This is a genomic window from Imperialibacter sp. (assembly GCF_040222385.1).
In the GTDB taxonomy this organism is placed as follows: Bacteria; Bacteroidota; Bacteroidia; order Cytophagales; family Cyclobacteriaceae; genus Imperialibacter.
In genome coordinates, this window is record NZ_JAVKDF010000023.1 from 370,317 (window position 1) to 394,941 (window position 24,625).

The 24,625-nt window shown below is 47.4% G+C and carries 25 protein-coding genes and 1 tRNA gene; 12 read left to right on the forward strand and 14 right to left on the reverse strand.

The window, feature by feature from the left end; genetic code table 11:
* Positions 1-19 precede the first annotated feature (19 nt).
* From RIG68_RS11930 to RIG68_RS11945, 4 genes are all read right to left on the reverse strand, one after another.
* Complete coding sequence (locus RIG68_RS11930; protein WP_350122366.1) at positions 20-754, reverse strand: hypothetical protein; 735 nt, start codon at positions 752-754, stop codon at positions 20-22.
* A gap of 55 nt (positions 755-809) precedes the next feature.
* Positions 810-1,529: a hypothetical protein gene (locus tag RIG68_RS11935; protein ID WP_350122368.1), complete on the reverse strand. Its 720-nt coding sequence runs from the start codon at positions 1,527-1,529 to the stop codon at positions 810-812.
* A 12-nt stretch (positions 1,530-1,541) separates the two neighbouring features.
* The gene (locus RIG68_RS11940; protein ID WP_350122370.1) at positions 1,542-2,279 is read right to left on the reverse strand and encodes a hypothetical protein; all 738 of its coding nucleotides are present in this window, start codon (positions 2,277-2,279) and stop codon (positions 1,542-1,544) included.
* A 166-nt stretch (positions 2,280-2,445) separates the two neighbouring features.
* Entirely contained in the window at positions 2,446-3,987 is a 1,542-nt protein-coding gene (locus tag RIG68_RS11945) for a phospholipase D-like domain-containing protein (RefSeq protein WP_350122372.1), read from the reverse strand.
* Between the two features lie 168 nt (positions 3,988-4,155).
* Between RIG68_RS11945 and RIG68_RS11950 the strand changes: the two genes are divergently transcribed.
* Both RIG68_RS11950 and RIG68_RS11955 read left to right on the forward strand, forming a co-directional pair.
* Positions 4,156-4,737 (forward strand): hypothetical protein, encoded by a 582-nt coding sequence (locus RIG68_RS11950; RefSeq protein WP_350122374.1) that lies wholly within the window; start codon positions 4,156-4,158, stop codon positions 4,735-4,737.
* Positions 4,738-4,950: 213 nt separating this feature from the next.
* A complete protein-coding gene (locus RIG68_RS11955; protein WP_350122376.1) occupies positions 4,951-5,214 on the forward strand; it encodes a hypothetical protein in 264 nt (87 codons plus the stop codon).
* A 216-nt stretch (positions 5,215-5,430) separates the two neighbouring features.
* Here the strand turns inward: RIG68_RS11955 and RIG68_RS11960 are convergent, their stop codons facing one another.
* From RIG68_RS11960 to RIG68_RS11970, 3 genes are all read right to left on the reverse strand, one after another.
* Complete coding sequence (locus RIG68_RS11960) at positions 5,431-5,964, reverse strand: hypothetical protein (RefSeq protein ID WP_350122378.1); 534 nt, start codon at positions 5,962-5,964, stop codon at positions 5,431-5,433.
* A 363-nt stretch (positions 5,965-6,327) separates the two neighbouring features.
* Positions 6,328-6,828 (reverse strand): DinB family protein, encoded by a 501-nt coding sequence (locus RIG68_RS11965; RefSeq protein WP_350122380.1) that lies wholly within the window; start codon positions 6,826-6,828, stop codon positions 6,328-6,330.
* Positions 6,829-6,834: 6 nt separating this feature from the next.
* Complete coding sequence (locus RIG68_RS11970; RefSeq protein ID WP_350122382.1) at positions 6,835-7,464, reverse strand: 3-keto-disaccharide hydrolase; 630 nt, start codon at positions 7,462-7,464, stop codon at positions 6,835-6,837.
* A 304-nt stretch (positions 7,465-7,768) separates the two neighbouring features.
* Between RIG68_RS11970 and RIG68_RS11975 the strand changes: the two genes are divergently transcribed.
* Positions 7,769-8,401 (forward strand): transposase, encoded by a 633-nt coding sequence (locus RIG68_RS11975; RefSeq protein WP_350122384.1) that lies wholly within the window; start codon positions 7,769-7,771, stop codon positions 8,399-8,401.
* A gap of 114 nt (positions 8,402-8,515) precedes the next feature.
* On the opposite strand, the gene RIG68_RS11980 is transcribed toward RIG68_RS11975, so the two are convergent.
* The 3 genes from RIG68_RS11980 to RIG68_RS11990 all read right to left on the reverse strand — a co-directional run bounded on the left by RIG68_RS11980 (position 8,516) and on the right by RIG68_RS11990 (position 13,022).
* The gene (locus RIG68_RS11980) at positions 8,516-9,547 is read right to left on the reverse strand and encodes a hypothetical protein (RefSeq protein ID WP_350122386.1); all 1,032 of its coding nucleotides are present in this window, start codon (positions 9,545-9,547) and stop codon (positions 8,516-8,518) included.
* On the reverse strand, positions 9,540-10,718 hold the full coding sequence (locus RIG68_RS11985) for a hypothetical protein (protein ID WP_350122388.1): 1,179 nt from the start codon (positions 10,716-10,718) through the stop codon (positions 9,540-9,542). Before RIG68_RS11985 ends, RIG68_RS11980 begins: the two co-directional genes overlap by 8 nt.
* Before the next feature lie 267 nt (positions 10,719-10,985).
* Positions 10,986-13,022 carry a S9 family peptidase gene (locus RIG68_RS11990; protein WP_350122390.1) on the reverse strand — a complete coding sequence of 679 codons (2,037 nt, stop codon included), beginning with the start codon at positions 13,020-13,022 and terminating at the stop codon, positions 10,986-10,988.
* A 145-nt stretch (positions 13,023-13,167) separates the two neighbouring features.
* On the opposite strand from RIG68_RS11990, the gene RIG68_RS11995 reads away from it, so the two are divergent.
* On the forward strand, positions 13,168-13,995 hold the full coding sequence (locus RIG68_RS11995; RefSeq protein WP_350122392.1) for a purine-nucleoside phosphorylase: 828 nt from the start codon (positions 13,168-13,170) through the stop codon (positions 13,993-13,995).
* Between the two features lie 69 nt (positions 13,996-14,064).
* Here the strand turns inward: RIG68_RS11995 and trhA are convergent, their stop codons facing one another.
* From trhA to RIG68_RS12010, 3 genes are read right to left on the reverse strand one after another with little or no spacing between them, the layout of a single operon-like run.
* Positions 14,065-14,712, reverse strand: a complete 648-nt coding sequence (gene trhA, locus RIG68_RS12000) for a PAQR family membrane homeostasis protein TrhA (RefSeq protein WP_350122394.1) — start codon at positions 14,710-14,712, stop codon at positions 14,065-14,067.
* Positions 14,713-14,762: 50 nt separating this feature from the next.
* Positions 14,763-15,518 (reverse strand): GIN domain-containing protein, encoded by a 756-nt coding sequence (locus RIG68_RS12005; RefSeq protein ID WP_350122396.1) that lies wholly within the window; start codon positions 15,516-15,518, stop codon positions 14,763-14,765.
* Positions 15,508-16,596 (reverse strand): acyloxyacyl hydrolase, encoded by a 1,089-nt coding sequence (locus tag RIG68_RS12010; RefSeq protein ID WP_350122398.1) that lies wholly within the window; start codon positions 16,594-16,596, stop codon positions 15,508-15,510. The genes RIG68_RS12005 and RIG68_RS12010 overlap by 11 nt, the downstream gene beginning before the upstream one ends.
* A gap of 24 nt (positions 16,597-16,620) precedes the next feature.
* On the opposite strand from RIG68_RS12010, the gene RIG68_RS12015 reads away from it, so the two are divergent.
* The 8 genes from RIG68_RS12015 (at position 16,621) to RIG68_RS12050 (ending at position 24,495) form a co-directional block, all read left to right on the forward strand.
* Positions 16,621-17,325, forward strand: coding sequence for an SDR family oxidoreductase (locus RIG68_RS12015; protein WP_350122400.1), 705 nt, complete (start codon positions 16,621-16,623; stop codon positions 17,323-17,325).
* Between the two features lie 24 nt (positions 17,326-17,349).
* Positions 17,350-18,276 (forward strand): gliding motility-associated ABC transporter ATP-binding subunit GldA, encoded by a 927-nt coding sequence (gene gldA, locus RIG68_RS12020; RefSeq protein WP_350122402.1) that lies wholly within the window; start codon positions 17,350-17,352, stop codon positions 18,274-18,276.
* Between the two features lie 3 nt (positions 18,277-18,279).
* On the forward strand, positions 18,280-19,005 hold the full coding sequence (gene gldF / locus RIG68_RS12025) for a gliding motility-associated ABC transporter permease subunit GldF (RefSeq protein ID WP_350122404.1): 726 nt from the start codon (positions 18,280-18,282) through the stop codon (positions 19,003-19,005).
* Entirely contained in the window at positions 19,002-20,687 is a 1,686-nt protein-coding gene (gldG, locus tag RIG68_RS12030) for a gliding motility-associated ABC transporter substrate-binding protein GldG (RefSeq protein WP_350122406.1), read from the forward strand. The genes gldF and gldG overlap by 4 nt, the downstream gene beginning before the upstream one ends.
* Positions 20,688-20,691: 4 nt before the next feature.
* Positions 20,692-21,630, forward strand: a complete 939-nt coding sequence (locus tag RIG68_RS12035; RefSeq protein WP_350122408.1) for a hypothetical protein — start codon at positions 20,692-20,694, stop codon at positions 21,628-21,630.
* A gap of 114 nt (positions 21,631-21,744) precedes the next feature.
* Complete coding sequence (gene dnaN, locus RIG68_RS12040) at positions 21,745-22,869, forward strand: DNA polymerase III subunit beta (RefSeq protein WP_152000702.1); 1,125 nt, start codon at positions 21,745-21,747, stop codon at positions 22,867-22,869.
* 110 nt (positions 22,870-22,979) lie between these two features.
* Entirely contained in the window at positions 22,980-23,732 is a 753-nt protein-coding gene (locus tag RIG68_RS12045) for a membrane or secreted protein (protein ID WP_350122410.1), read from the forward strand.
* A gap of 19 nt (positions 23,733-23,751) precedes the next feature.
* Positions 23,752-24,495 (forward strand): hypothetical protein, encoded by a 744-nt coding sequence (locus RIG68_RS12050; protein WP_350122412.1) that lies wholly within the window; start codon positions 23,752-23,754, stop codon positions 24,493-24,495.
* On the opposite strand, the gene RIG68_RS12055 is transcribed toward RIG68_RS12050, so the two are convergent.
* Positions 24,496-24,577: transfer RNA gene (locus RIG68_RS12055), tRNA-Leu, on the reverse strand.
* Positions 24,578-24,625 lie beyond the last annotated feature (48 nt).

The window sequence follows — 24,625 nt, forward strand, 5'->3', positions numbered from 1 at the left end:
GATATTATCTTTTATACTGCTACGCAGGGCTAATAGGAAACTTTACCCCGAACAGCATATTATAGAAGTCGCCGTTTGATCTGATTTTGGCAGTTTGTTCCGGCCCAATACCTATCTGGTAAGTACCGTCGATTTCTGTCATTTTCTTAAAGCCTTTGGTAGAGCTGCCACTGATGTATAGAACAAAGCTGTTTTTGAATTGCCAGCTAACGGATACACCTGCCTCAATCAAACCATAGTTTTTCCTCATACCAGGGGTTGCCACCATCGTTAAACGACTTTCATCACCCGCATGGAATGAACTACTATGCCCTCCGATGTTGGTTACTCCTCCGTCTATTTCATATCGCATATTATGCACAAAAGAATAACCGATAAATGGCGAAAGCTTTAGCCTTTCCATGAAAAAGCCAAAGTTGGATTTTAGCCTGAGAGGGATTTGAATAGCAGCATAGGACTGCCCCGAAATTAGGCCGACATTGGGACTTTTCAACCTAAAGCCCACTCCGTATTTATAGGCATTAAGCCCGGTCTCAAATAGGAGCCCCTGGCTGATTTCCTGCCCTACGATAAATCCGCCTGCAGGACTGTAGTAAATCGGCTTTTCTCCAACCAGTCCACCAGGGTCGTCAACTGAAATCTTCTCATACTTAGGTCCAAACTCAAAGCCGAGGTAGGTCTTGTGCTGTCCAAGGACACAGCTCGTATTGAAAGCAAAAAGCAACACCAATACACTGTATGACAGAGATTTCATTTGAAGGAAATTTTTTAGCGGGTGAGTCAACATGCAGGATTCTTAATTATTTAGGCTAGCGAGAAGAGTTAAGAGGGAATTTGATGCCAATCATTGAGTTAAGATAGTCGCCGGTAGAGCTTACGTTTGTTGACCGGGAGGGTTGATTATCCACCCAGTACTCTACTTCCAAGTTTATGACTTGGTTATCCCCTTTCAGGTAATTGCCCGTTAGGTAGACTATCAACTGATTTTTGAATTGCCATCCTAATAAAATGCCGACCTCGAGCAAAAGCGTGTTTCTGCCAGGGCCGTTGGTTGCATTGTACCGGAGACCAGTGGATCCATCGTCGGTTTCGAAACCATGATACCCAGCCGTATTTACGTAGTTTGGACTTGTGCTGACAATCAACGCTACACCGGCAGATGGAGCGATCTGTAATCTATCGGAAAGGAAATAAAACCTCTGCTTTGCCCGAAGAGGCACTTGAATCACAGAAAAGGAAGGAGCAGAGGCATACGCCGTACCTTTGACACCTATACCATGGTGGTACTTGTAGCCATACAATCCCGTTTCAAGTGTCCATCGTTTGCCAAAGTCCCAGCCGAAAGAAAGCCCTCCCGTCACACTATTATTATAAGGTGTTGAGTAAAGCTGGTCATCGTGCGCTGGAACCTGCATGATCTCATACTTGGGCCCAAACTCAAAACCGAGATAAGTCTTACGCTGCCCAGTTACTTCTTTAGAGAGAGTGACGACAGCTAATGTAACTAAGGCGAGTTTAGATATTTGCATTTTCTGTTGACATTAGGAGCCTTTCTTATACTGCCAAATCGGGCTGATAGGAAATTTCACACCGAGTATTTTGGAAAAATAACTTCCATTGGAGTAAAGCTGTCCATATTCGAGCGGCTCACTACCTGTTTTGGACACCAGGTCGGATTCAATCACTCTTTGAGGGCCACCAAAATAGTTGCCGGATAGGTAAACGATAAATGTGCTTTTGAATTCCCATTCAAGGGAAAGGCCGGCATCCAGCAACACAAACACTTTTCTAAAGTTTGTCGGGGCACCAACACTCACATAATCACCATCCGGATAATAGCCGAGTGACGTGCCACTGCTAGTAAAATCATTACCATAGTTGTTCTGAAACACGACGGAAAAACCTGCTGCTGGCGTAAGCCTTAGCCTGGTGCCAAAAAGTGGGATCGGCGCTTTGAGGTGGAATGGAATTTGAGAAGCACCATACGCTCTGATCCCTGCTGAGCCGTAGTTGTCCAAACTAACTCTTGCTGTGTACCTGTATGCATAGAAACCTGTTTCAAGGAGAATTTTTTCTCCAATTTCCTGCCCAAATAGTACTCCTCCCACTATTCCGTCACCCTCTTTATATTCTTTGACTGAATCACCACCGCCTATGATTCTGGATACCTCATGTTTGGGACCAAACTCAAAACCAAGGTAGGTCTTGCGCTGAGCCTCCGCTTGCAGAGCCGTGGCAACAAGAACAGTCAAAACGATAAATTGACTCAGTATCTTCATTCAAACGATAGTTGATGGTTCAAAAAATATCAGCAACTGTGATGGCTAAATAGCTAAAAATGTATCTATAAATACGAATATAGTAATTTTACTTATTAAATGTGATAATTATATCATGCCTCAAACTATTTTGTTTATGGTGCGGTGTGCGGGGGAATAAGAAACATTACAAAATCGACTTCGGCATCACTCCCCTCAGCCACACCTTGAACTGCTTGGCCCGGCCGGCTTCTGCATCAGGGTTGAAGTCTAGCGTCGTCTCCCAGGCGTTTTCTGGCCGTATGTCTACTTCCATGGCGTGACGCAAATCGCCAGCGACTTTGAGATCATAGACAACCACGATGCACTCGGTGTTGAGGTTGGCGCTGCGGGGGTCGAGGTTGAACGTGCCAATCACAGCAACGTCGTCGTCGATCACCATCGATTTGGCATGAAGGCCAAAGACAGGAGTGAAGTCCATCTTTTTCTGTAGGGCGCCCGTCATCACCTCAAAGCGGACGGCAGCATCGGGTTTGAATTCGTAAATTTTAACGCCCAGTTCCAGCAGCGTTTCCCTGTCTCGCTTGTAGCCACTAAAAGCTTCCAGGTTGTCAGTCGACGACAGGCTGTTGGTGAGAATTTTGACAGTTACCCCACGATCCACTGCTGCTTTGAAGAGCTGCTGGCTGACCTCGGTGGTTATCAGGTAGGGCGACTGGATGAGGATGGATGACTTTGCCCGCCGGATCAGACTGACGAGCGAATCGGTAGCTACGCCGCCACCTGCCAATCCCTGGCTGCCATCGTTTTTACCGGGCAGGTCGGAGATGAACTGCACGCTGTCTGTCCACACCAGGGAGCCGGATGCCTGCGCCTTTTGAAATTCGGCTGGTATCTGCTTCACTTTCTCCCTCACCTGTGGCCAGAAGTTTTCAGGGTTGCAGGCGTACTGGTGCAGGTAGGCATACTTCACATCGAGGTTGAGCTCTTCGTCGGTTACATGTGCCAGTTGGCCTACTGGCACACTGAGGTCACTTTCCCAAAACAGATCGAACGACTGCTGCACGTCTTGCACTTTCTTGCCCACCAGCAGCACATCCCTGTCCCGGAAATTGTATTCGTGGTCGTAGTCGAAGTACTCATCGGCGATGTTTCTGCCGCCGGTGATCACTACCTGCTGATCGACGATGAAGGTTTTGTTGTGCATGCGCTGGTTGAAGCCCTGAAAGTCGGTGGCGAGGGACAGCAGCTTGCCCGGCAGGTTCTTGCCGATATTGGCATTGGGATTGTAAATTTTTACTTCCAGGTTGGGGTGGGCATCCATGGCAAGCAGATCATCTTCCTCTGCTTCCACCATGATGTCGTCCACAATGATCCTGATCTTCACGCCCCGGTCGGCAGCGCCTAATAAGAAGTCGGCGGCAATGAGCCCCACATTATCTGTAGAAAAGATAAAGTACTGGATGTCGATGGTTTGCTCAGCCGCCTCGGTCAGCCATGCCCGGGTGATCATAGACACGTCGCCTTCCTCCAGCGAATGCACACCGGTTTTGGTAGCCAGCAGTGTGTCGTAAGGCGTCAGGTAATCCGACAATTTCACCGGCGCTGCCTCCGGAAGCTGGGAGCAGTAGTCTTCGGTGATGGGAGGGTATTTGAGTTCGGTTGGGCCGCAGGCTGCCAATGAAAAAAGCAAAAAAGGGACAAAGATTTGGAGTATTCTTTGTTTCATGGCTAGGCGAGACATAGATAGCAGTTTACCAATAGTAAAGGGCAATTTACGTTTTTTTAGAGAGGATTAGTTTGTGGTGAGAATTTGATATATTGGAAATACATAATCTCCCCAAACAATTCTAACGAAGGTTAATTGAGAATTGACGGGCATTAAGAGGGAAAATCAATGAAGCACGTTATTATTCTTTTGTTGGCTGTGTCAAGTTCGTGTTGCCTTGTGTCTTCAGGGGATTGCTTTTGTAATCCTGAAGACCCTTTTGTGAATGATCTTACTATAGAGTGGATTGAGCCATTGGAATCATCCACCGTTACTTTTACCTCTTTTGATGAAGGTGATCGGGAGCTTTACAAGGAATACAAAACCGGAACTGAGTGCGTTGGGGGAGACGAATGCTGTTCTGATTTCACTGTTCATATAGCAGGATGGTATGTTAGGGCTATAAATGAAACTAATAAAATATTGGAAGTTAAGTCATTAGGTGATGGCGTTTATTTCTTGACGAACCGGCCGAACAGCAGTTTGGCAGAATCTATTGGAGAGTTTAACGTTGCCACTAATGAATTGTATTCATTCGAAGATTTTGAATTAATCAAAACGGATACTACAATCAACAAGACTCTACAAATAAAAGTGGAGATAACAAACCTTACTTCTTCCACAACTAAATTCCAAAAACTTACTTACGTGACTAATTTGGGCATCGTCCAATTCACCGACCTTGATAATAGAATTTGGAAACTAAATTGACGGCAAGCTGGTCTGAATTTTTGCTGCTAAGATACCCCCATCACCCTCCTTTGAGCGGTAGCCGAAACGGCTACCCGCCCGGGAGGGCGTATGAGGCTGGCGATTGCATCGCCGATATCCGATTTCCCACTCAAGACCATTTTCACCCTCTTAGCAATTTCAATTTCTTGCACCACTGGCTACTTTCCAAGCTAAAGATTATCTTTAATTATCATGAACATCAAGGAAAAGATAATAGAAAGGGTTAACGGCATCAATGACCCGCAACTGTTGGACGAACTGCTCCAAGCTATCGAGCTGGAACATGAAATAGAACATTTTCATCAGCTTACCAGTGAAGAGAAAATGGCTATTGATGAGGGAATTAAGGATGCTGATGCGGGTAGCCTACATTCGAACGCCGAGGCCAGTCAACTCGTTAAAGAATGGCTAAAAAGTAAGTTGCACCATCTGGCTCTTCGAAATTTCAATCGCTGAGCGAGAAAACCGAAGGCAGTTCGCCGGGTTTCAAACCCGGTTTACGGAATTCCTCCACCGACCTTATTTGAGCATCAGCCGAAACAGCTACCCGCCCGGGAGGGCGTATGAGACTGGCGATTGTATCGCCGATATCCAATGGTAATTACTTTTGGTCAGAAAAAACCACCGAAACTCTCCAGCCCGGTGGTTCTTCAAATTCATTTGCCTTCGCCCTTAAAGCGAGCGGCTTACCTTAAACTTGGCGGTGATTTTTACATTGCTTTCATTAGCCGTTGAGCCACTTACCTCCAGCAGCCTCGCATTGCTGACCTCAAAAGTACCCTCCACGAACCCATCCACGGCACCAAACTTTTCAATGACCAGGCTGCCTGTGCTGTTGCCGGTGATTTCTCCGTCTTCTGCTTTGTAGCTGTAATACGACTTTGTCATATTGCCATTAGCCATCAGGAGCCAGGTGCCTGCCACGTTGCTTTCGAAGTTGGCATTCCATGCGAATGTGCCTTTGGGCTCTTCGCCTTCCCATAAAATAGTGAAGGAAAGACCGCTGTCGTCGTTAGCGTTGCCTGTGAGTTGATACGTGTTATCCGACAACTTCATAGACGATCCGGAAAAGATAACGGGGTCGGCGTTGCCGATTATCAACTCAATTTTCTCGTTGCCAACCGGGTCGCCTGTGTCGTCAGAACTGCAAGCGCAAAAAAATAGAACCATCCCTGCCAGCAGGGATCCAGTGAACACTTTTTTCATGGTTTTTGACCTTTACTAATTGTTAAAAAATCCGCCATCTAAAATTGATAGCAGGTGCCAGGCGTTCAACAGTCTAAAAAGTTTGGGGAAGTTGGATCGCCTGAACTTCATCTACAGACGTAAACTTTAAAAGAAGGTTTGGGAGGAGGCTGAAAAAAATTAGTACCCGTTTGTGCTTCTGCTTTTGTCTTCGCCAACTTCCTCCGAGGCCGTAAAGAAACAGGCCTGGGCAGAGAACGTTTGGGTTGAAAGATTACAAAAGTTTGCAGGCTCTACTCTGGTTGGTGCCGCCTCCAGCGTTAGTGAGAGCAGAAGGCTCGAAGCCTTTTCCGAAACTTTTGTAATCTGCTGTATCTGCCAACTTCACCCTTCCAAAAACACATCAATCCTCCCTTTTTGTCTTTCATGGTGCCGGAAATGCATGTGGGCATATTGCAGCCATTCAGTCGCATTGAAGTACTGGTGGCCTGGGTGTTTGGTCTTTCCTTTGTTTGTACTGTTTGAATGGCCGAGTGCCAAAATTCTCTCTTTTAACTTTTCGAATCCTTCAATAATCTCCTCCTTAGATGCAGGCTGCGGAGTAGAGGCGTTCGAAGGCGGTCCTTCAATCATTTTGTCCGGAAACTCGTCGTTGGCAAACATGGCTTTTGCCACTTCCGACATCTCGCCTTCGGCATGATCATTGGTTTGCAAGCAAACGTCCGCCTGACCCAGAAAAAAGCTGGTGGCGTCAATCAGGTGCATGTACACCTGCCCGAGAGACCACCTGTCTGGCTGAGGTTTGCGAAGAAGATCGGCAAATTCGTAACGGTTCAGGTCATCCTGCCAGTAGTTGATGGTGTTGATAAAAGGGGCTGTTTTCATCTTCAATCAAAGCTCAGTCAATTCAATATCCTTATAGCTCACTTTCACCTTTCCGCCTCCGTGCACCTGTAAGCCGATAAGGCCCGCTTGTGGGATGTCGTTGTCCGCTTCCGTGTAATCTACGGTTTGAACGCCATTGAGGAAGATTTGGATTCGTTTTCCCTCGGCAATAATCTGGTAGTCGTTCCAGTCGTTGGGTTTGAAAAGCTGCACACCTGCCAGTGAGTCGATGCCCGCCAGCACTTTATCTCGTCTGCTTTCGTCATACAGTGAACCAAAGTAGCCATTGCCGATATCCGCCTGGTAGCCGATCATTTCGTAGGCGGGTTCGGTGGCACGCACGCTCCTGAACTGCACACCTGCGTTGGTAAACCCGCCGCCGGTTTCGAGTTTGTATTTAAGGGTGAGATTAAAGTCGCCGTATGACTGAAGTGTGCAGAGGAATTCGTTGTGAGGGACAGTTTCGGTCATTGAACCACCCACGATGGCCCCGTTTTCTACACGCCAGGTCTTTGCGTCACCTTCCCAGCCAGTGAGGGTGCTGCCGTCGAAGAGGAGGGTGGGAGATGGGGAGGTGCAGGAGAAAATTATCACCAGAGCCGGAAATATTGTAGATGTAGGCAAGCGCACTTTCATTGCTATAAGGTTATCGCAGAACCAAAATACGAAAGTTATGCGGACTTAAGATTACAAAAGTTTGGCAGGCTCTACCAACTCTCTTTTTCCTTCTGGCTTTGACAGAAGTAGACAACCCGGAGCTATTTCTAAACTTTTGTAATCTAGAAAGCGTCACCAATCGCTGGCCATTTCTTTTGAAATACATAGAGACTTGTTTACAGAAGCAGGTCAGCTAAATTTATTTACTAGGTTCATAAGAGTTGGCGGTACTCAGATTACAAAAGTTTGATATCCTTTAGCAACTTTCTTGCTCGTTCTGGCCTTGGAAGAAACAGACAGCCTGGAGCTATTTCTAAACTTTTGTAATCTATGCTATCTTAACCCCATGGAAGCGGGTAAGTGTTATCACATCTATAACCGTGGAGTCAATAGACAACCAATATTTTTCAATACAGAGAATTATTGGTTTTTTCTGAGGAAATTCAAGCAATATCTCACTGGGTTAGTCGAAGTGTATGCGTATTGTTTGATGCCGAATCATTTTCATTTTTTTATTAAAGTCAAGGATGACACAGATGAAAAGTTCGCCGATAAGGCTTTATCGAGGGTGGAAAAGGCATTTAAGGATTTCTTTATCTCATATGCAAAGTCTGTCAACGTTGAACAGGGCAGAACTGGAGCTTTGTTTCAATATAAGTTCAAGAGAAAAGAAGTTGAGGAACCAGACTACTATAGTTCATTGATTGGATACATTCACTTTAACCCGGTCAGGGCCAAGCTATGTGAAGAAGTTTCACATTGGCAGTTTAGCTCTTACAATGCTTTTTTGAGTGACAAGCCGACACTCGTGAGCCGGAGCGAAGTTTTGGAGTGGTTTGGTGGACCAGGTGGGTTTTTGGCATTTCACCGATCAAATATCGAGTTTGCCACAAAGCGGGATTGGGAGATTGACTAGACTACAAAAGTTTGGTGAAAAGGCGTTGGACGGCTGATTCGGCGAGGGAGGCGATGGTATCCAAGTGCGAGGTCTGTCAAAACTTTTGTAGTCTGCTAAAAGCTCGTCTTTATTTTAAACCATCCTGGACGCCAGCTTTCCCCCTATATAGAGCAGTATTTTCTCAACCAACACCAAGTTCAGCACGTGCTGCTTGATTTCCTCTTTGTTAATCATCGGCTTATTATACTGCAAGGCGAGCCCTACAGCCGGATAGGCCCCTACATGGATATTTGGTCCAACAACTGATATGTTGAGCGACGTCATCAACGATTTTGATTCAACCATTACATTCATGATCGAATCGTCAAGAAACCGTTCCACCAACTTGTTCTCGTTGGGCACCACATAAAACAGATCGTGGAACTTGTGTTGTATTTCGTTTTGGCTCAGCACTTTCTCGCTCGAAAATAGCTTATCAACTTTTTTGGAGAGGCTTGCGCCCAGCAGGCCATCAATAGCTTTGTCTATCAAAACGCTACCTGCGATCTTATCTTTAGATCCGATCACCACTGGCTGGGGAAAATAAGATTGCTCCATCTCCAGTGTGCCCACGGGTCCTTGAAATTGAATAACGCCCCTGTTGCTGCTTGACTGTGACCGGGAAGTTGTGCTCGCTCCCGTGACTTTGGTTTCGGCGATTGTTATTGGCCGTTCGTTGGCAATACCTTCCAGCCGCAACGCAGTTTCCACCTTCATATACCGTCGGTCTCGCAGTAGATATGTTTCTTCGAAAAAGTCTGGCGACATAGGTTCAGTCCTCACATGGAACCCACGGGCTTCACCAAATGCCTCGTAGATGCCCGCTTTGAGCAGTAGTTGAAGTTTTTTGAATTTGTTATGGCGATGATAGCTGATGTAGATAGGGTAACCCATGGCAAAGAGCCCTGTCAGTGGCATAATAGCGATGAAGACTTTGGGGAGCGCAGGAAAAGAGATAAGTAAGATAATGGTACTCACGCATAAAATACCGAGCACAGCCATTGTCCTCTTGTAGACTCGATAATTGTAGCGCTGCATGATCTCCAGGCGTTGCTCCTCCAGGTAGGCCAGGTCAGTCGCTACTTTGTCGGTGATAGATTCGATTGGTGATGTGAGGCTATTCATTGTCGCAAGGGGCTTCTTCCACAATGGGGTAATTGTCGGAGTGAACGGCGTAGGTATTGCCTTCGAACTCTATGGTTTCATTGTCAGGGTGATAAACGAAGTCCAGCTTTGGAATTGCTTCATTGTCTGTTGAAATGGTGTATGTGTTGTCTACAGCCGAAATCGCCTTTATCTGATAATCAAAAGCATCCTGGTACCAGACGGTTGTCATCACCCAGCCGTTGTCGCCATTGTAGAAAGTCAGCCTGGGCACACCTCCGCCACAAATCAAAAACCTTACAAGCTGCCCCTCTTTTTCCGTAAGCATTTCGATTTCCAGCCCTTCGAGGTCAACCAGTAAATCCACAGGGCTTTCCGCATCCGGGTCAATTTCCATTACCTCTCCTGAGGCTTCCAATTCGTCTTCCGGTGCCATTCGGTCAGCCAGGAAGATGAAGTCAATGCCATTTTCGGAGTCGCCCAGCCATTGATAAACTCTTGCCGACGTCACGTTTCCCCAGTTGTTGCATCGGGCGTCAGCTAAAATGTTTGTTGTGGTGACGACTACCTGCGGCGGGGCACCATCGCCGCCGCCTTCCACAGCATAGCTTGTCACTGATCCTATGCAGTCGCCGGGATACTCCTTACGTTCTCCCTCTTCTTCCGGGCAACTTGCAATACATTTCGTCACCAGCTGAGGCTCGGTAGCCCAAATTAGCCTGGCTGCTTCAGTTCTTATCAGAAAAACCGATTCCTTGATGAGGTCTCCGTTCACTCTGTGGTCAAAGGTCAATTCAAAGTCGCCCAGCCCTTCACCGGAAAGATCTGGAATTTCCTTGATTGCGCCAGGAATAACCTTTACGGTATTGGCAATTGATACTAGCTGGGATTCCACCTGGAGGAATTGATCAGGCATTACAATCTTCACTTCTAATTCAGCACCGAAAAAAACTGTGTAGTAGCTGCTGGAGTCGTTGATGCTTTCTTTTATGCCGTAAAAAGTCAACCCGTTGGCCGTTACGGAATCAATTATAGATATGGAGTTACCAGAGTCAGCAAAGCTTCCCTTTCGAAGCGAGATGAATTCGCTAACGATGGTGTGACTGGCTTTTTCGCTCGTTTGGCTATTGTTGCAGGCAGTAACCCCCATGCCGGCAAGGCCAAGGAAAAGCAGATAAAATGATTTTTTCATATGAATGGAACGGTTCAGTTGAGTTGTAGCCAGTGCTATTGCTTGGCGTTGCCTATAAAGAGTTTTGTGTCAATGACAGCATTGGATTGCCTTGCCAACAACAAAATAAATTGCCATGCCAAATAGGCTGGCTGTTATAAAAAATAAAGGCTAATCTGCTTGATGCAGTACGGGAAACTGAGGGAAATCTAGTCGAAAGAATTTAATGTTACAATAGACGGTAAAACAAACTTTACTGCTGATTGGCTACTATGGTTTTTTGTCAGGTTACTCCTCCGGCACCTCAATCTCCTCGCCCCAGATGTACTTACCAAACCACTCCCAGTTGTGCCATACGGCGGCCAGCCTTTCCTTCGGCTTGGTAATGCCATGACCAAAGCCTTTGTACACAATCAGTTTCGTTTCAACGCCCACATCCTGCAAGCCCTGATACAATTCGAAGGCGTTTGGAATAGGCACCCGTTTGTCGAATTCGCCATGCTGGATAAGCGTGGGAGTTTTGGCGTTGTTGATATTGGTCATGGGCGAGGTCTTCAGGTAGATGTCCATATTGGACCAGGGGGTAGCGTTGAGGTACTGGCGGGTGAAAGGGTGGATATCGGTATTCACATAGTAGGTCACCCAGTTGGAGATGCCGGCGCCCACCGAAATGGCTTTGAACTTGTCGGAGTTGGTTGTAAGGAAAGCAGAAATGTAGCCACCCTGGCTCCAGCCCATGCAGCCAATTTTATTGCTATCGATCAAGCCCTTTTTCTCCAGCGATTCCACACCTGATAGCACATCCCAGGCATCGCCCACACCCAGGTTCTCCACATTAAGCGAGCGGAAGGACTCGCCGTAACCAGCAGAGCCCCGGTAGTTGGGCTGCAAAATCAGGGCGCCTTTGTTGACCCATTGATTAAGGGGGTACACGTAGCTGGCTACCGGCGACGGCGTGGAAATACCCGTCGGGCCACCGTGGATAATTACCAGCAGAGGATACTTCTTTTTCGGGTCGTAGTCCTTCGGCTTGCTTAGGATTCCCTCAATGGTTGCGCCGTCCTTGCTTTTCCAACTGATCACTTCGCTGTCGGCAGTGGCCCAATCGGAAAGCTGCTCGCTAAAGTTTGTGAGCTTCTTTTGCGCCACGGCTTTGATAGGGCTTGTATAGATATCTGTCAGGGAATTGTCTTCAGTTCCAGAGAACGCTACCACCTCGCCGTCTCCGGTGAACGACATGCCGTAAATTCTTGCAGGTGAAGTGAAGATGGGCTTGAACTTTCCATTGTCGGGGTCGATAAAGAAAATCCGACGCACGGTTTTTTGGTAAGCGATGCCAAATATTCCCTGTGGATTCCATACCAGGGAACCCAGGTTTTCATCAAATGATTTGGCTAGCTGTGTGTTTTCTGACCCGTCCAGTTTTATTCTAAACAACTTTTCATTTTTGTAAAAATTAGAAGTGGTGTCGCTTAGGTAGCTGCTGTAGAGAATCCACTGGCCGTCGGGAGACCACGCATCTAGCCCGTCAGAGCTTTTGTTTTTAACAAGAGGCGTTACCTTCTTAGTAGCCACATCCAGAATAGAAATGTCCGACTTCATGAATGAAGTGATATTGGGATCTGGCTGGTGGTTGAAGGCAATTTTGAGGCCGTCGGGCGACCATAGAAAATTGGTGACCGTGTAATTCACGCTGTCCAGTAAAATTTTGGTCGTCTCGTCTTTTTTCGTGGTGTCTTTTTTGTCTTTCGGCAACTCTCGCTTAAATAGTTTATCGGCATCAAAGGAAGTCAACCACAACCTGCTGAGGTTGTATTCCGCATCTTCCACCTCAAAGCCACCAAACTTTTCTTTTCTGGCCTTCTCAGCTTTCTCTTTGTCTTCTGCTTGTGTGAAAGCAATTCGCTTGCCATCAGGTGCCCATTCGAAACCAGAGATACTTCCCTTCGTATCAGTTAGCTGCACCGATTCTCCTCCTTCCAGCCGGATGACCTGGATTTGCGTTTTGCCGGTTTTGTCTGATAAAAAGGCGATCCATTGCCCATCGGGTGACCACTTGGGGCTCGTACTGCTGCTTTTGACATTGTTGGTGAGCTGAAAGGGCGTGCCACCACTTTTTGACAGCCAAATTTCCGTATCGAATCTGTTTTCTTCCCAGTCGGTGGAATTAACGGTGAAGGCGACATTTTTTCCATCGGGAGATATCTCGGGGCTGCCCGCAGATTGCAGCGACAACACTTCTTCAAAGGAAGGGTTTTTTAGCGATTGGCTATGCAAAGCGATGGAGGGAGCTGTTAAAAGGAAAAAAAGAAGGAGCTTTTTCATAAAAGGAGAGAGTATAAAGTAACATGCCTGGGCATTAGAACAGTAGGCTAATATAGCGCTGTGCGTGATGAAATCCGATGCTTTTATTTCAAATACGATTTGACAGAATTAGATTGACCAAAAATTCTATCTATCACTGTTTCTGATGTCCATTAATCTCAATCAAATTCAGGAAGCTGCTCATTTTATTCAGAGCAAAACCTCCGTTGTTCCGGAAACGGGAATCATCCTGGGTACTGGCCTTCATAGCCTGGTAGATGAGGTGACAATTGCCGATGTGATTGACTATAAAGACATTCCGCACTTTCCTGTTTCAACGGTTGAGTTTCACAAAGGCAAGTTGATATTTGGGCACATTGGGAAAGTGCCTGTAGTGGTGATGCAGGGCCGGTTTCATTTTTACGAAGGCTACAGCATGCAGCAGGTGACCCTGCCGGTGAGGGTGATGAAGCTGCTGGGCATTAAGCGCCTGTTCGTGTCGAATGCTTCAGGCGGACTCAACCCTGGCTTCCAAAACAGCGACATGATGATGGTGACCGACCACATTAACCTGTTTACAGAAAACCCGCTTCGAGGCAAAAACCTGGATACCTTGGGTGACCGCTTCCCAGATATGAGCGAGGCTTATGACAGGAGCATGCTAAAGCTGGCGAGACAGATTGCGAAAGAGGAAGGCATCGATTTGAAAGAAGGAGTGTATGCCGGAGTTGAGGGGCCGAACCTGGAAACGCCAGCAGAATACAAATACCTCAGAATTATTGGTGCCGATGCGGTGGGTATGTCCACAGTGCCTGAGGTGATCGTAGCCCGGCATATGGAAATTCCGGTATTTGCCCTTTCCATCATCACCGACATGGGCGTGCCAGGAATGATTAAGAAGGTAAACCTTCAGGAAATAGTGGATGCCGCTCAAAAAGCAGAGCCACTGCTGAAGAAAATGGTGAGTAGGATGGTAGCGGCAACGGGAGGGTAAAGGGCGCCAGGGCAATTTTCTGATCCCTCCCCTTAGGCCGGGGTAAATGGATCAGAAACCCCAATCTATCTAAGCCTGCAACAAAAACATCATTGCTATAAAATGCGTGATAGTGCCCCCCAGTACAAAAAGATGCCAGATGGCGTGCGCATACATCATTTTCTTTTGCGCAAAAAAGATGGTGCCCAACGTATAGCTCACACCACCACCTAGAATTAGTGAAAGGACCGTAACGTCCAGAGACACGAGCAGGGGCTTGATGATGAAGACAGCCATCCATCCCATGCCCAGGTAAAATATCAGCGATGCCTTGGGAAAACGGTACTGGTAGTACACCTTGAAAATGATACCCAGTACGGCCAGTAGCCAGATGATGCCAAAAAACACCCAACCAAGTGCTCCGCCTACTCCTAATAAAAGAAAAGGCGTGTAGGTGCCGGCAATCAGGATATAAATGCTGATGTGGTCGAACGTGCGGAGGAGTCTTTTCACCTGCTCATGCTGAAAGGCGTGATAGAGTGTCGAAAAGGTGTAGAGCAAAAGAAACGACCCTGCAAAAATGCTACTGCTGACCACGTGAATGGCTGAGCCATTTAAGACTGAGAATGTGACTAATAACGAGATGGCCACCACACTAAAGAGGATGCCTATCCCGTGGGTAAGGCTGTTCGCAATTTCCTCCTTGAGGGTCTGTGGTCGGTGTTCAGAAGCTTCCATAGTTTTTAAATGACTTGATGCGCAGAAAAGTGCCCGAAGTTGAGGGTAATTTACGGTTTATTAAACAATAGTTTTCCTGTCCCGGTTTGCTCCACACTGAGGGCCTTTGGATCATTGAAATAGATAAGATTTCCGTAGCCGCTCATTGTGCCTCTCAACGTATCTGTTGGAAACACTTTCATCTCGTTCAGTCCTTCGTGCTCCACCACCACCACCTTTGCCTTAAGCTGGCTACAGTCAACCAACGAAACCTGCTGGTTGATGAACAGGTCAGCGTAGTCGCTGGTGCCACTAATTTTTACGTTGGACTTGCCGTAGTTTCTCAGCACAAATCCACCTGTTTTTATGGTGAGGTTAATCTCAGTATAGCTGAGATGGATGGCCAGCCAGAGCCGGTCCAGCTGGATAGTGTCTCTGCTGTACATCGGGCTGGTGCTTCGGTGAACAATGAAGTTCAGATCAGGCGAAGAAATCGTCAGCTTTGGACTCTTATAGTGGCTGTTCCAAAGGCAAGTCGTTGTGTTCTCCACCTGATAACCCTGGTCAATTTCTGTAAACACCACGTTGGGCAGCAACTCTTCATAAGTAGTAAGTACTACCTGTTGAAAGGCGCCGCTTACCAGCTCTACTTCAATGTCATCCATGATCTCCAGGCTGGTGAACTTCTTCAGTTCTATCTCCTCTACTATCTCCCTGCCGTATTTTTCAAAGCACCGATCAACAAACCCATCCTGACAGGCTGACCCGGTTAGTCCACCAAGCGTCATCATTAGTGACTGCAAAATGCGTCTACTGCTAAAACGCATAGGCACCTCCCCAAATTACTGCGTAAGATCCCTTGAAATTCCTGACAATCAGGTGGCTTGCCACTGAGAACTTGTCGTTGATATGGAATTTCAGCCCTGCCTTCTGGTACCAGTCGGGGTCAGCGGTTTGCTTCACCACATGGTAGCCAAGCCCTGCCTGCAAACCCATTCGCCCAAATAGCCACTCTTGTTGAGCGAGGAGCCCGATTCTATGATGAAGGCTATTCCCTACCACAATGCCTGTGTTCACCTCATACTTCGTCGCCCAATCATAGAAGTAGTCGACGCCTATGCCAAGATAGACTTTTTCAAAAAACAGCCTTTCTCTCAGAACCCCGAGGTAAACCATCGCATACTTTTTTGCCAGAAGCCACTCCGGTTGCCTCAGCCCTCCTCCAAGCTGAAGAAGCCAACGGCTTTTTTTTGCTGGCTGTAGGCGGGGTTTGGAGAGTTCGTTTGCCGGTTTTTCTTTCTGAGAAAAAACATAGCCGACCCCAACGGCCATTTGTGCACTATTGAGGCCCAGGTTCGGAACCCTAATGCCTCCGTTCGAAACGTGCATGAAGGATAGTTCAGTCCGGCTGTACCACCTCTGGCCCCAGTGTCTTTTAAACCCAACACCAAAATTGATTTTGTAGCTAAGTGGAGCGCCAATGGCAAAGTTGAGGTTGCTTTCTTTTATGCTGAAATGAGAGCCGGAGTAGAGCAGCCCTACGCCCGTGTTGGCGTAAATGGTCGATTTTGCACACTGAACGACAGGTATATCGAGGAAGGCCTGCAGGCCCACGGCCTTCCCGAGGTTTTTGTTGCGGAAGTCGAGGTAAGTCAACTTCGCACGGAAAGCAAATTCTTTGGAAGTGTTGGCCCAATTGTATAGAGGAATAGGTGTTTTTTGATATCCGACACTAAAACCAGTGAGGGAGGTGTTGGTCAGGTGGGGGATTTTTTCATTGAAAAAGAAGGCGCCATGCTCACCCGTCAATTCTATACTTTGTGATGCTGCAATGGAACTAATGCTTTGCCCGAAAACATTTGATACTAGAACGAAAATAAAGATTATTGCAAGCGTATAGCGCATCGAACAAGTGAAAGACTCAAAAGTATGGTTTTGAAAGGTAAAACGGCAATTGTAACAGGAGCGAGCAAGGGAATAGGTCTTGCCATTGTAGAGGAACTTTTAGAGAGGGGAGTGAGGGTGGCTGGCTGGAGCAGAACAGACCCCGGAATTTCAGACAACGATTTTCAGTTTGTTAAAGCCGATGTGCAGTCGGTTGAGTCGATAGAAGCTGCCTACAAAGCCACAGTAGCAAAGTTTGGTACCACCATCGACTTTCTGATCAATAATGCCGGACTCGGCATTCCTTCGGCTTTTGAAGACACCAAGCCAGAAGACTGGCAAACAATGTTCCGCACCAATGTGGACAGCATTTTCTACATCTCTAGGCTGCTGGTGCCGCAAATGAAAAAAAATGACTTCGGGCATATTATTAACATTTCCTCTATTGCCGGACTCAATGGGGTGAAAGGCTACGCAGCCTACAGCGCCACCAAGCATGCGGTAACCGGGCTTACCCACTCTATGATGATGGAGCTCCGGGACTTTGGCATCAAAGTCACTGGCGTGTATCCGGGCTCTACCAATACACATTTCTTCGAAGGAAGGCATACCTCTACACCGCCTGAAAACATGATGCGGCCTGAAGATATTGCCAAGTCGGTAGTTGAGTTATTGGACACCCACCCAAATTACTTACCAGGCGATATTGAATTAAGGCCCTTAAGACCACAAGGAAAGCCTAAAAAATAATATTTTTGGGGTTGCATTCAGGATATGTCGCTAGAGGTACAAAATGTAAGTAAGGTTTTCGGTGCTCAGAGAGCGGTGGATCATCTTTCCTTTTCGGCTAAGAAAGGAGAAATTCTCGGGTTTTTAGGCCCCAATGGTGCTGGTAAGTCCACCACCATGAAAATGGCCACTACTTATTTTGTTCCTACAGAAGGAACGATTTCCGTGGCTGGTTACGACGTGGAAACCCAATCGGCTGAAGTACGCAACCACGTGGGCTACCTGCCCGAGCACAACCCGCTCTACCTCGACATGTACGTGCATGAGTACCTAGCCTTCATTGGCCAGGTGCATAAAATCAAAGGCAATGCCCTCTCCAATCGGGTAAAGGAGATGATTGACCTGTGCGGACTTGGCGTAGAGCAAAACAAACTGATCGGCCAGCTGTCGAAAGGTTACCGCCAGCGGGTGGGCTTAGCGCAGGCGCTGATCCACAATCCGCCGGTGCTTATCCTCGATGAACCGACCACCGGCCTTGATCCTAACCAAATCCTGGAAATCCGCCAGGTGATCAAAGAGATAGGAAAAGAAAAGACAGTCGTGTTTTCTACCCACATCATGCAGGAGGTGACTGCTATCTGCGAAAGGGTCATCATCATCAATAAGGGCAAAAAAGTGGCCGATAGCACGGTGAAAGACTTGAGTAAGCAGGCCAAAGGCCAAACCTATGTGGTGCTGGAGTTTTCGGAAGAAATGAGCAGCTTTGCCGGGTTGGATAAAGTGAAAGAAGTAGTCAATATAGAGACCATCGACGCCACGAAGATCCGGCTGACTATCGATGCTGACAAAGACATCAGACCGTCGCTGCTCAAGCTGGCGGGTGAAAATAGTTGGCCGTTGTTGGGTATTCAGCAAGAGGAGAACTCGCTGGAGAACATATTTAAGGAACTCACAAAAGAACCAGTTTCTTAGCCTATGTGGACAGTTTTTAGCAAAGAGGTAAATAGCTTCCTCAATTCCCTCATCGCCTACGTGGTCATTGCCGTGTTCCTCACGGGCATTGGCCTGCTCATGTGGGTGTTTCCTGAAACCAGCGTACTCGACTATGGCTACGCCGACATGGAAACGCTATTCAGCCTTGGCCCGTACGTGCTCATGTTCCTTATTCCTGCTATTACCATGCGGCTTTTTGCTGAGGAGAAAAAAGGAGGTACACTTGAGTTGCTCCTGACCCGGCCGCTTTCTGAAGTACAGATTATTGGTGGCAAGTATCTGGCAGGCCTCTTTCTCGTCGTGTTCACCTTGCTGCCAACGGCACTCTATTACTTTTCTATTTCATCGCTGGGCAATCCTACCGGCAATCTCGACACCGCTGGCATCCTTGGCTCTTATGTTGGACTGGTTTTGTTGGGGGCTGCTTTCACATCTATTGGGCTAATGGCCTCATCACTTTCAGAGAACCAGATCATTGCCTTCATATTGGCCGTGTTCCTGTGCTTCTTCCTTTTTACTGGCTTCACATCTATCGCCGCCATCAACGTGTGGGGCAGCTATTCGCTGTTCTTAGAGCAGCTGGGCATGCTTACGCATTACAACTCGCTAAGCAAGGGCCTGCTCGACTCCCGGGATATTGTTTATTTCCTAAGTGTGATTTTCATCTTTCTGCTTATCACCAGGCTTAAACTTAACCAACGGATATGAACTGGAAAAGCAGACAGATGACCCGATGGTTGATATTGCTCAATGGCCTTTTTCTGGTTGTTTGGGTGAATATGCTGGCTGAAACCTGGCCGGTGCGCATTGACCTGACCGAGGAAGGAAGGTATTCTATTTCTGAGCCCACCAAAGAACTGTTGCGTAACCTCGACGAGGTGGTGTATGTGGAGGTGTATCTCGAAGGAGAGCTGCCTTCCAACCTGAAAAGGCTTCAGAAATCGATCAGGGAGACGTTGGAAGAGTTCAGCGTGTATGGCGGTAAAAACCTGGAGTTCACTTTCAAGAATCCAGTGGCAGGTGGTTCTCGTCAGGCGCAAGAAAAAATGATGATGGAGTTGAGCGCTAAAGGTATTCAGCCCACCGACCTGAGCTATACCAAAGACGGCAATACTGTCCGTCGTCGGTTGTATCCCGGTGCACTGATTTCCTACGGAGGTCGGGAAGCTGGTGTGATGCTGCTCAAAGGCAACAAAGGCGACGGCAACGAGGAACTGCTCAATCAGTCGATAGAAGGGGTGGAATACAACCTGGCCTATGCCATCAAACAGTTGGTTAATAACGACAGAAAAAGGGTAGGGGTGGTTGTTGATCATTACTCCATTGACACACTGGCGCTGGCTGGTTTCCAGTCGTTGCTGATGGAAAAGTATGAGGTGAGTGCCATACAGCTCGCCAGGCAGGTGCAACCATTGGCTGGCTTCGATGCCATTGTTGTGGCAAAACCCTCAGTAGAGTTTAGCGAAAATGAAAAATACCTGCTCGATCAGTACGTCATGAGTGGAGGCAAGCTGCTGTTTTTTATCGACGCCCTTAGCGTGGACATGGCAGGAGCAGAGGGCGCAGGCACCTTTGCCTTTCCAATTGAGCATAACCTGACTGACCTTTTATTCAACTACGGGGCACGCATCAACCAGAACTTTGTGCAGGACTTAAGCTGCGGCGAGTTTCTGGTCATCGACGGCATGGTGGGCGATCAGCCGCAGATGAAATTGATTCCATGGCCATTTTTCCCGGAGGTCAACCGGTTTTCAGGTCACCCTGTGGTCAAAAACCTGGACGCAGTCATTTTCCGATTCACGTCTACTATCGACACGGTAAAGGCCGACGGCATAGTGAAGACACCTTTGATGTTTACCTCTGAAAGATCCAGGGTGCTGTCTTCTCCCGTTAGAGTCAACCTCAACGACATCAGGGGTGGCATCAATCCTGAAACTTTCAATCAAGGGAGCCAGCCAGTGGCTTATTTGCTGGAAGGGCCATTTAATTCGCTTTATAGAAACAGAACACTGCCCAGAGGAGTGAATAAAACCGGTTTCAGGGAAAAAGGTGTACCCTCAAAAATAGTAGTGGTAGCAGATGGCGATTTCATTCGCAATGAGCTGAACCCTGAAAACGGGCAGCCAATGGAGCTGGGTATCGACCCCATTTCTCAAAAAGTGTATGCCAACAAAGACTTCATTGTGAATGCCCTTGAGTACCTCATGGACGATGATGGATTGATTTTGGCCAGAAACCGGGAGGTGAAGATACGGCCGCTCGATAAGCAGAAGATAGATGAAAGCCGCACATTCTGGCAGGTGCTGAATCTGGCAGGTCCTTTGGTGCTCTTGCTGCTCTTCGGTATTGCTAAAATGTTCCTAAGAAAGAGAAAATACACCAGGTTCTAAGGCCATGCATAAAAACACCACACTACTTATTTCCCTGGGCGTTTTGTTGCTGCTAATTGCCGGCACATGGTGGGCTGGGCGTCCATCGGAAACATCCATTGTTGGATACGATTTACTGGAGCTATCCGACACGACCAAAATCTCACGCATTGAGATGATTTCGCCTGAAAATAGTGTGGTATTGAGCAAAGCGAACGATAAGTGGCTGGTCAATGACAAGTACAAAGTGGATCGATCCATCCGCAATTTTCTTGTGGGCGTGCTGAAGCTGGTGAGGGTGAAAAGAGAAGTAGGGCCAAGTCAGCTAGCTGAAGTAAGGCAGTGGATGGCCACAGGCAGAAAAGTAATCATCAGCGGAGAGCAGGGTGTCCTCGCAGAGTTCACCGCTGCAGGCAACCCTTCGAAGACAGAATCTTACTTCACTGTGACTGGCGACAGCAAGGTGTATCAGGTGGAACTGCCCGGCTTTCCCAACTACGTCTCCGGTATCTTTGAATTTACCGAAAATCAGTGGCGCAACAGACTGCTGTTTTCCAGCGACTGGCGCACAATCCAGTCTTTAACAGTCGACTATGCCGATGACCAGAAGGAAGATGTGACCATTGCCTTTGATAAGACCACCCTGAAAGTGGTTGACTTGCCGGAAGCAGACACCCTTGTGTTGGAAAACTACATCCAGCAGTACGAGTCTTTTTTTACCAATGAGTTCATCAGCGAAGGGCAAATCCCTGTTTACGACAGCTTGATGAACGCAACACCTGTAGCAACTATCAGGTTGAGGGACATTGACGCTGCGAAGAATACGGAGCTTGATGTCTACCCCGGCCCAGCAGATCAACCCTATGTGCTGCTAAAGGATGCGGAGGGAAACTACTCTGTTTGCGATGCCGGCCGGGTCCGTTCGCTATTGATTTCGATGGATGATTTGAGACCCAAAAATTAGGTTGGTTTGGCTCTTTCGTTGTTTAAAATTGGAATAGCATTTTATTACCCTCAAATCTAATTTTTGTTATAACTTTGCCGGGTTAACAATCTTACCTTACAATACAGAAATTCTATGAAATTCATTGTTTCGTCATCATATCTACTCAAACAACTATCAGCTATCAAAGGAGTGATTACCACTAATCCGGTAGTACCTATCCTTGAAAACTTTCTATTTGAGATTACCGACGGAACCTTGAAAGTGACTGCTTCGGATTTGCAAACTTCTATGATCACCGAAATAGAAGTGGAGGCCAAAGAAAATGGCAGCATCGCAGTTCCCGCCAAGATTTTGCTGGAAACCCTTTCTAACCTTCCTGAGCAGCCAGTGACCATTTCTGTTGACGAAGACACCTACAGCATCGAGATCAGCTCCGACAACGGGCGCTACAAGCTTTCAGGCGAAAACGCCACCGACTTCCCCAAGGTGCCGGAAGTAACCAATGGTTTTTCGGTGAATATATCTTCGGACGTGCTTTCAACAGCCATTAACAATACTTTCTTCGCTACCAGCAACGACGAGCTTCGTCCTGCCATGACGGGTGTATACATTAAGCTTGACGAAACCAACACCACTTTTGTAGCCACTGATGGTCACCGCCTGGTGCGCTACCGCAGGGTGGATGTGGCTGCCGACGTGACCAACTCAATGATCATCCCCAGAAAGGCGCTGAACCTTCTGAAAACAACTTTGCCGGTGGCAAACACCAACGTAAGTGTGGAGTTCAACGTGTCAAACGCCTACTTCAAGTTTGATCATGTTAAGATGATTTGCCGACTCATTGATGAGCGCTTCCCAGACTACGATAATGTGATCCCGGCGGAAAACAATAACATCATGACCATCGACCGCCTGGAGTTCCTTAGCTCCATGAAGCGGATTGCGATTTACGCCAACAAAACCACTCACCAGGTAAGGATTAAAATCACCGGCAGTGAGCTGATGATTTCCGCTGAGGATCTTGACTTCTCCAATGAAGCCAACGAAAGGCTTTCATGTGAGCACGACGGAGAAGATATTGAAATCGGATTCAATGCTCAGTTCCTCATTCAGATGTTGAGTAACCTCGAGTCGAAAAAGATTTCGTTTAAACTTCAGGCTGCCAACAAAGCAGGCTTGCTCGTGCCGGTTGACAAAGATGAGAATGAAGACCTCCTTATGCTGGTAATGCCTGTAATGCTTAACAACTACGTGTAAGCGAACCTCGTTTTAAACCGATCATGTCATTTCCAGCCAGTAGCCGCTACTGAGGCTTTAGTGTGTCATTGTTTTTCATTAATTTGAGTAATAAACTCAAACAAATACCCATGAAAAGACGCACTTTACTCGTAATGGCTTGCATAGGTTTGGCGGGCACTATCAATCTTTCATTTACCAAGGCTGAATCATTTCGAAAGCTGGATCTTTCAGGAGCCTGGAGCAGCACCGCTACCGTTAGTGGCAAGCCTGCGAAACATATGCTTGTCATGACCGACGGATACTTTTCCATGGCTACCTATGCAGAGGCCGATGGCTCCTTTATCACCACGCTGGGAGGTAGCTATTCTAACACTGACAACTCACTATCAGTCACTTTGGAGTTCAATAGCTCAGATCCTTCTTCTGTTGGCCAGCCAACAACGCTGAATTTGAAAGAAACCAAAGAAGGTTTTACAGTGAGCAGCTCAGACGGCTCGATTTATTATGCCTTTACCAATGTAGATAAGGGAAAGCCAGGTGCGCTGGCAGGCCCGTGGCTGATGTCAGGCCGCAAGGCGGATGATGGCAGCATCGCCAACAGAGACACCAGTGGCCCTCGTAAAACCATGAAAATCCTTTCAGGTACACGTTTCCAGTGGATCGCCTTCAACACTTCTACTGGAGAGTTTTTCGGCACCGGTGGAGGCAATTACACCACCAAAGGTGGAAAGTACACTGAAAACATAGAGTTTTTCTCCAGAGACAATACAAGGGTAGGAGCTGCTTTGCAGTTCGATTATTCTCTGAAGGAGGGTGCCTGGCACCACAGTGGACTCAGCAGCAAAGGCGACCCGATTTACGAGGTGTGGTCTAAGAGGTGATTGCTCTCCGATGCAGTTTTTGAGTATCTTATATTGGCTGGTTTTGCCGGGAGGTTTTTTTACCTGGCAAAGCTCGCCTGATGCGCCCACTGGAATCCTGGCCAATGAAGAATATGTTGGTGCCTGGATGAGCGAAAGTGTCGACAAAGGGAGGCCTGTTACTCAGATTTTGATTGTTAGCGACACGTACTTCACTATAGCCTCCTTTCTGACAAAAGATCATCATTTCCTTTCTACTTCAGGAGGCACCTACAAGATGGAAGACGGCAAAATGTCGGTGACCATAGAGTACCACTCTCCTGATCACTACCAGGTAGGGAAACAGCATGTGTTGCATGCAAAACCGACTGAGACTGGCTATAAGCTGGTGGCCCGGGACGGCATGGTGCTGGGCGATTGGAAGCGAATCGACCCAGGCAGTAAAAGCGAAATGGCTGGCCTTTGGTACGCCGCAGCTTATAGGAATGCAGCAGGCGATACAATCAGAACTGACTATAAAGTAAAGACCATCAAGATATTATCCGACACCCGTTTCCAGTGGGTGGCCTTTGACACAATTTCCCGGAAGTTTGTGGCAACGGCGGGTGGCACTTATTCTGTCACGCAGACGGGTTATGTGGAGAGCCTGGAATTTTATGCGAATGCAGACGATAGGATCGGTAAATCGCTTGGATTCAGGTATAAGCTGGAGGGAACTAAATGGACTCACACAGGAAAAAGCAGTCAGGGGTTGCCGCTTTACGAGCTTTGGAGTAAAAAATAGTGCGGATGAGAAGACTCGAACTTCCATACCTTGCGGCACCAGACTCTGAATCTGGCGTGTCTACCAATTTCACCACATCCGCATTTAAGAATACAATATTAATACAACGACATGAAAACCGTACTATGGC

Bases quoted from the DNA above. Each gene is read 5' to 3' on its own strand.
- RIG68_RS11965 (WP_350122380.1), bottom strand. From the start codon at position 6,828: ATGAAAACAGCCCCTTTTATCAACACCATCAACTACTGGCAGGATGAC.
- dnaN (WP_152000702.1), top strand. From the start codon at position 21,745: ATGAAATTCATTGTTTCGTCATCATATCTACTCAAACAACTATCAGCT.
- RIG68_RS12005 (WP_350122396.1), bottom strand. From the start codon at position 15,518: ATGCGTTTTAGCAGTAGACGCATTTTGCAGTCACTAATGATGACGCTT.
- gldA (WP_350122402.1), top strand. From the start codon at position 17,350: ATGTCGCTAGAGGTACAAAATGTAAGTAAGGTTTTCGGTGCTCAGAGA.
- RIG68_RS12045 (WP_350122410.1), top strand. From the start codon at position 22,980: ATGAAAAGACGCACTTTACTCGTAATGGCTTGCATAGGTTTGGCGGGC.
- RIG68_RS12015 (WP_350122400.1), top strand. From the start codon at position 16,621: ATGGTTTTGAAAGGTAAAACGGCAATTGTAACAGGAGCGAGCAAGGGA.
- RIG68_RS11985 (WP_350122388.1), bottom strand. From the start codon at position 10,718: ATGAAAAAATCATTTTATCTGCTTTTCCTTGGCCTTGCCGGCATGGGG.
- RIG68_RS11930 (WP_350122366.1), bottom strand. From the start codon at position 754: ATGAAATCTCTGTCATACAGTGTATTGGTGTTGCTTTTTGCTTTCAAT.
- gldG (WP_350122406.1), top strand. From the start codon at position 19,002: ATGAACTGGAAAAGCAGACAGATGACCCGATGGTTGATATTGCTCAAT.
- RIG68_RS12010 (WP_350122398.1), bottom strand. From the start codon at position 16,596: ATGCGCTATACGCTTGCAATAATCTTTATTTTCGTTCTAGTATCAAAT.
- RIG68_RS11950 (WP_350122374.1), top strand. From the start codon at position 4,156: ATGAAGCACGTTATTATTCTTTTGTTGGCTGTGTCAAGTTCGTGTTGC.
- RIG68_RS11955 (WP_350122376.1), top strand. From the start codon at position 4,951: ATGAACATCAAGGAAAAGATAATAGAAAGGGTTAACGGCATCAATGAC.
- RIG68_RS12035 (WP_350122408.1), top strand. From the start codon at position 20,692: ATGCATAAAAACACCACACTACTTATTTCCCTGGGCGTTTTGTTGCTG.
- RIG68_RS11980 (WP_350122386.1), bottom strand. From the start codon at position 9,547: ATGAATAGCCTCACATCACCAATCGAATCTATCACCGACAAAGTAGCG.
- RIG68_RS11970 (WP_350122382.1), bottom strand. From the start codon at position 7,464: ATGAAAGTGCGCTTGCCTACATCTACAATATTTCCGGCTCTGGTGATA.
- RIG68_RS11960 (WP_350122378.1), bottom strand. From the start codon at position 5,964: ATGAAAAAAGTGTTCACTGGATCCCTGCTGGCAGGGATGGTTCTATTT.
- trhA (WP_350122394.1), bottom strand. From the start codon at position 14,712: ATGGAAGCTTCTGAACACCGACCACAGACCCTCAAGGAGGAAATTGCG.
- RIG68_RS11940 (WP_350122370.1), bottom strand. From the start codon at position 2,279: ATGAAGATACTGAGTCAATTTATCGTTTTGACTGTTCTTGTTGCCACG.
- RIG68_RS11945 (WP_350122372.1), bottom strand. From the start codon at position 3,987: ATGAAACAAAGAATACTCCAAATCTTTGTCCCTTTTTTGCTTTTTTCA.
- RIG68_RS11995 (WP_350122392.1), top strand. From the start codon at position 13,168: ATGTCCATTAATCTCAATCAAATTCAGGAAGCTGCTCATTTTATTCAG.
- gldF (WP_350122404.1), top strand. From the start codon at position 18,280: ATGTGGACAGTTTTTAGCAAAGAGGTAAATAGCTTCCTCAATTCCCTC.
- RIG68_RS11990 (WP_350122390.1), bottom strand. From the start codon at position 13,022: ATGAAAAAGCTCCTTCTTTTTTTCCTTTTAACAGCTCCCTCCATCGCT.
- RIG68_RS11935 (WP_350122368.1), bottom strand. From the start codon at position 1,529: ATGCAAATATCTAAACTCGCCTTAGTTACATTAGCTGTCGTCACTCTC.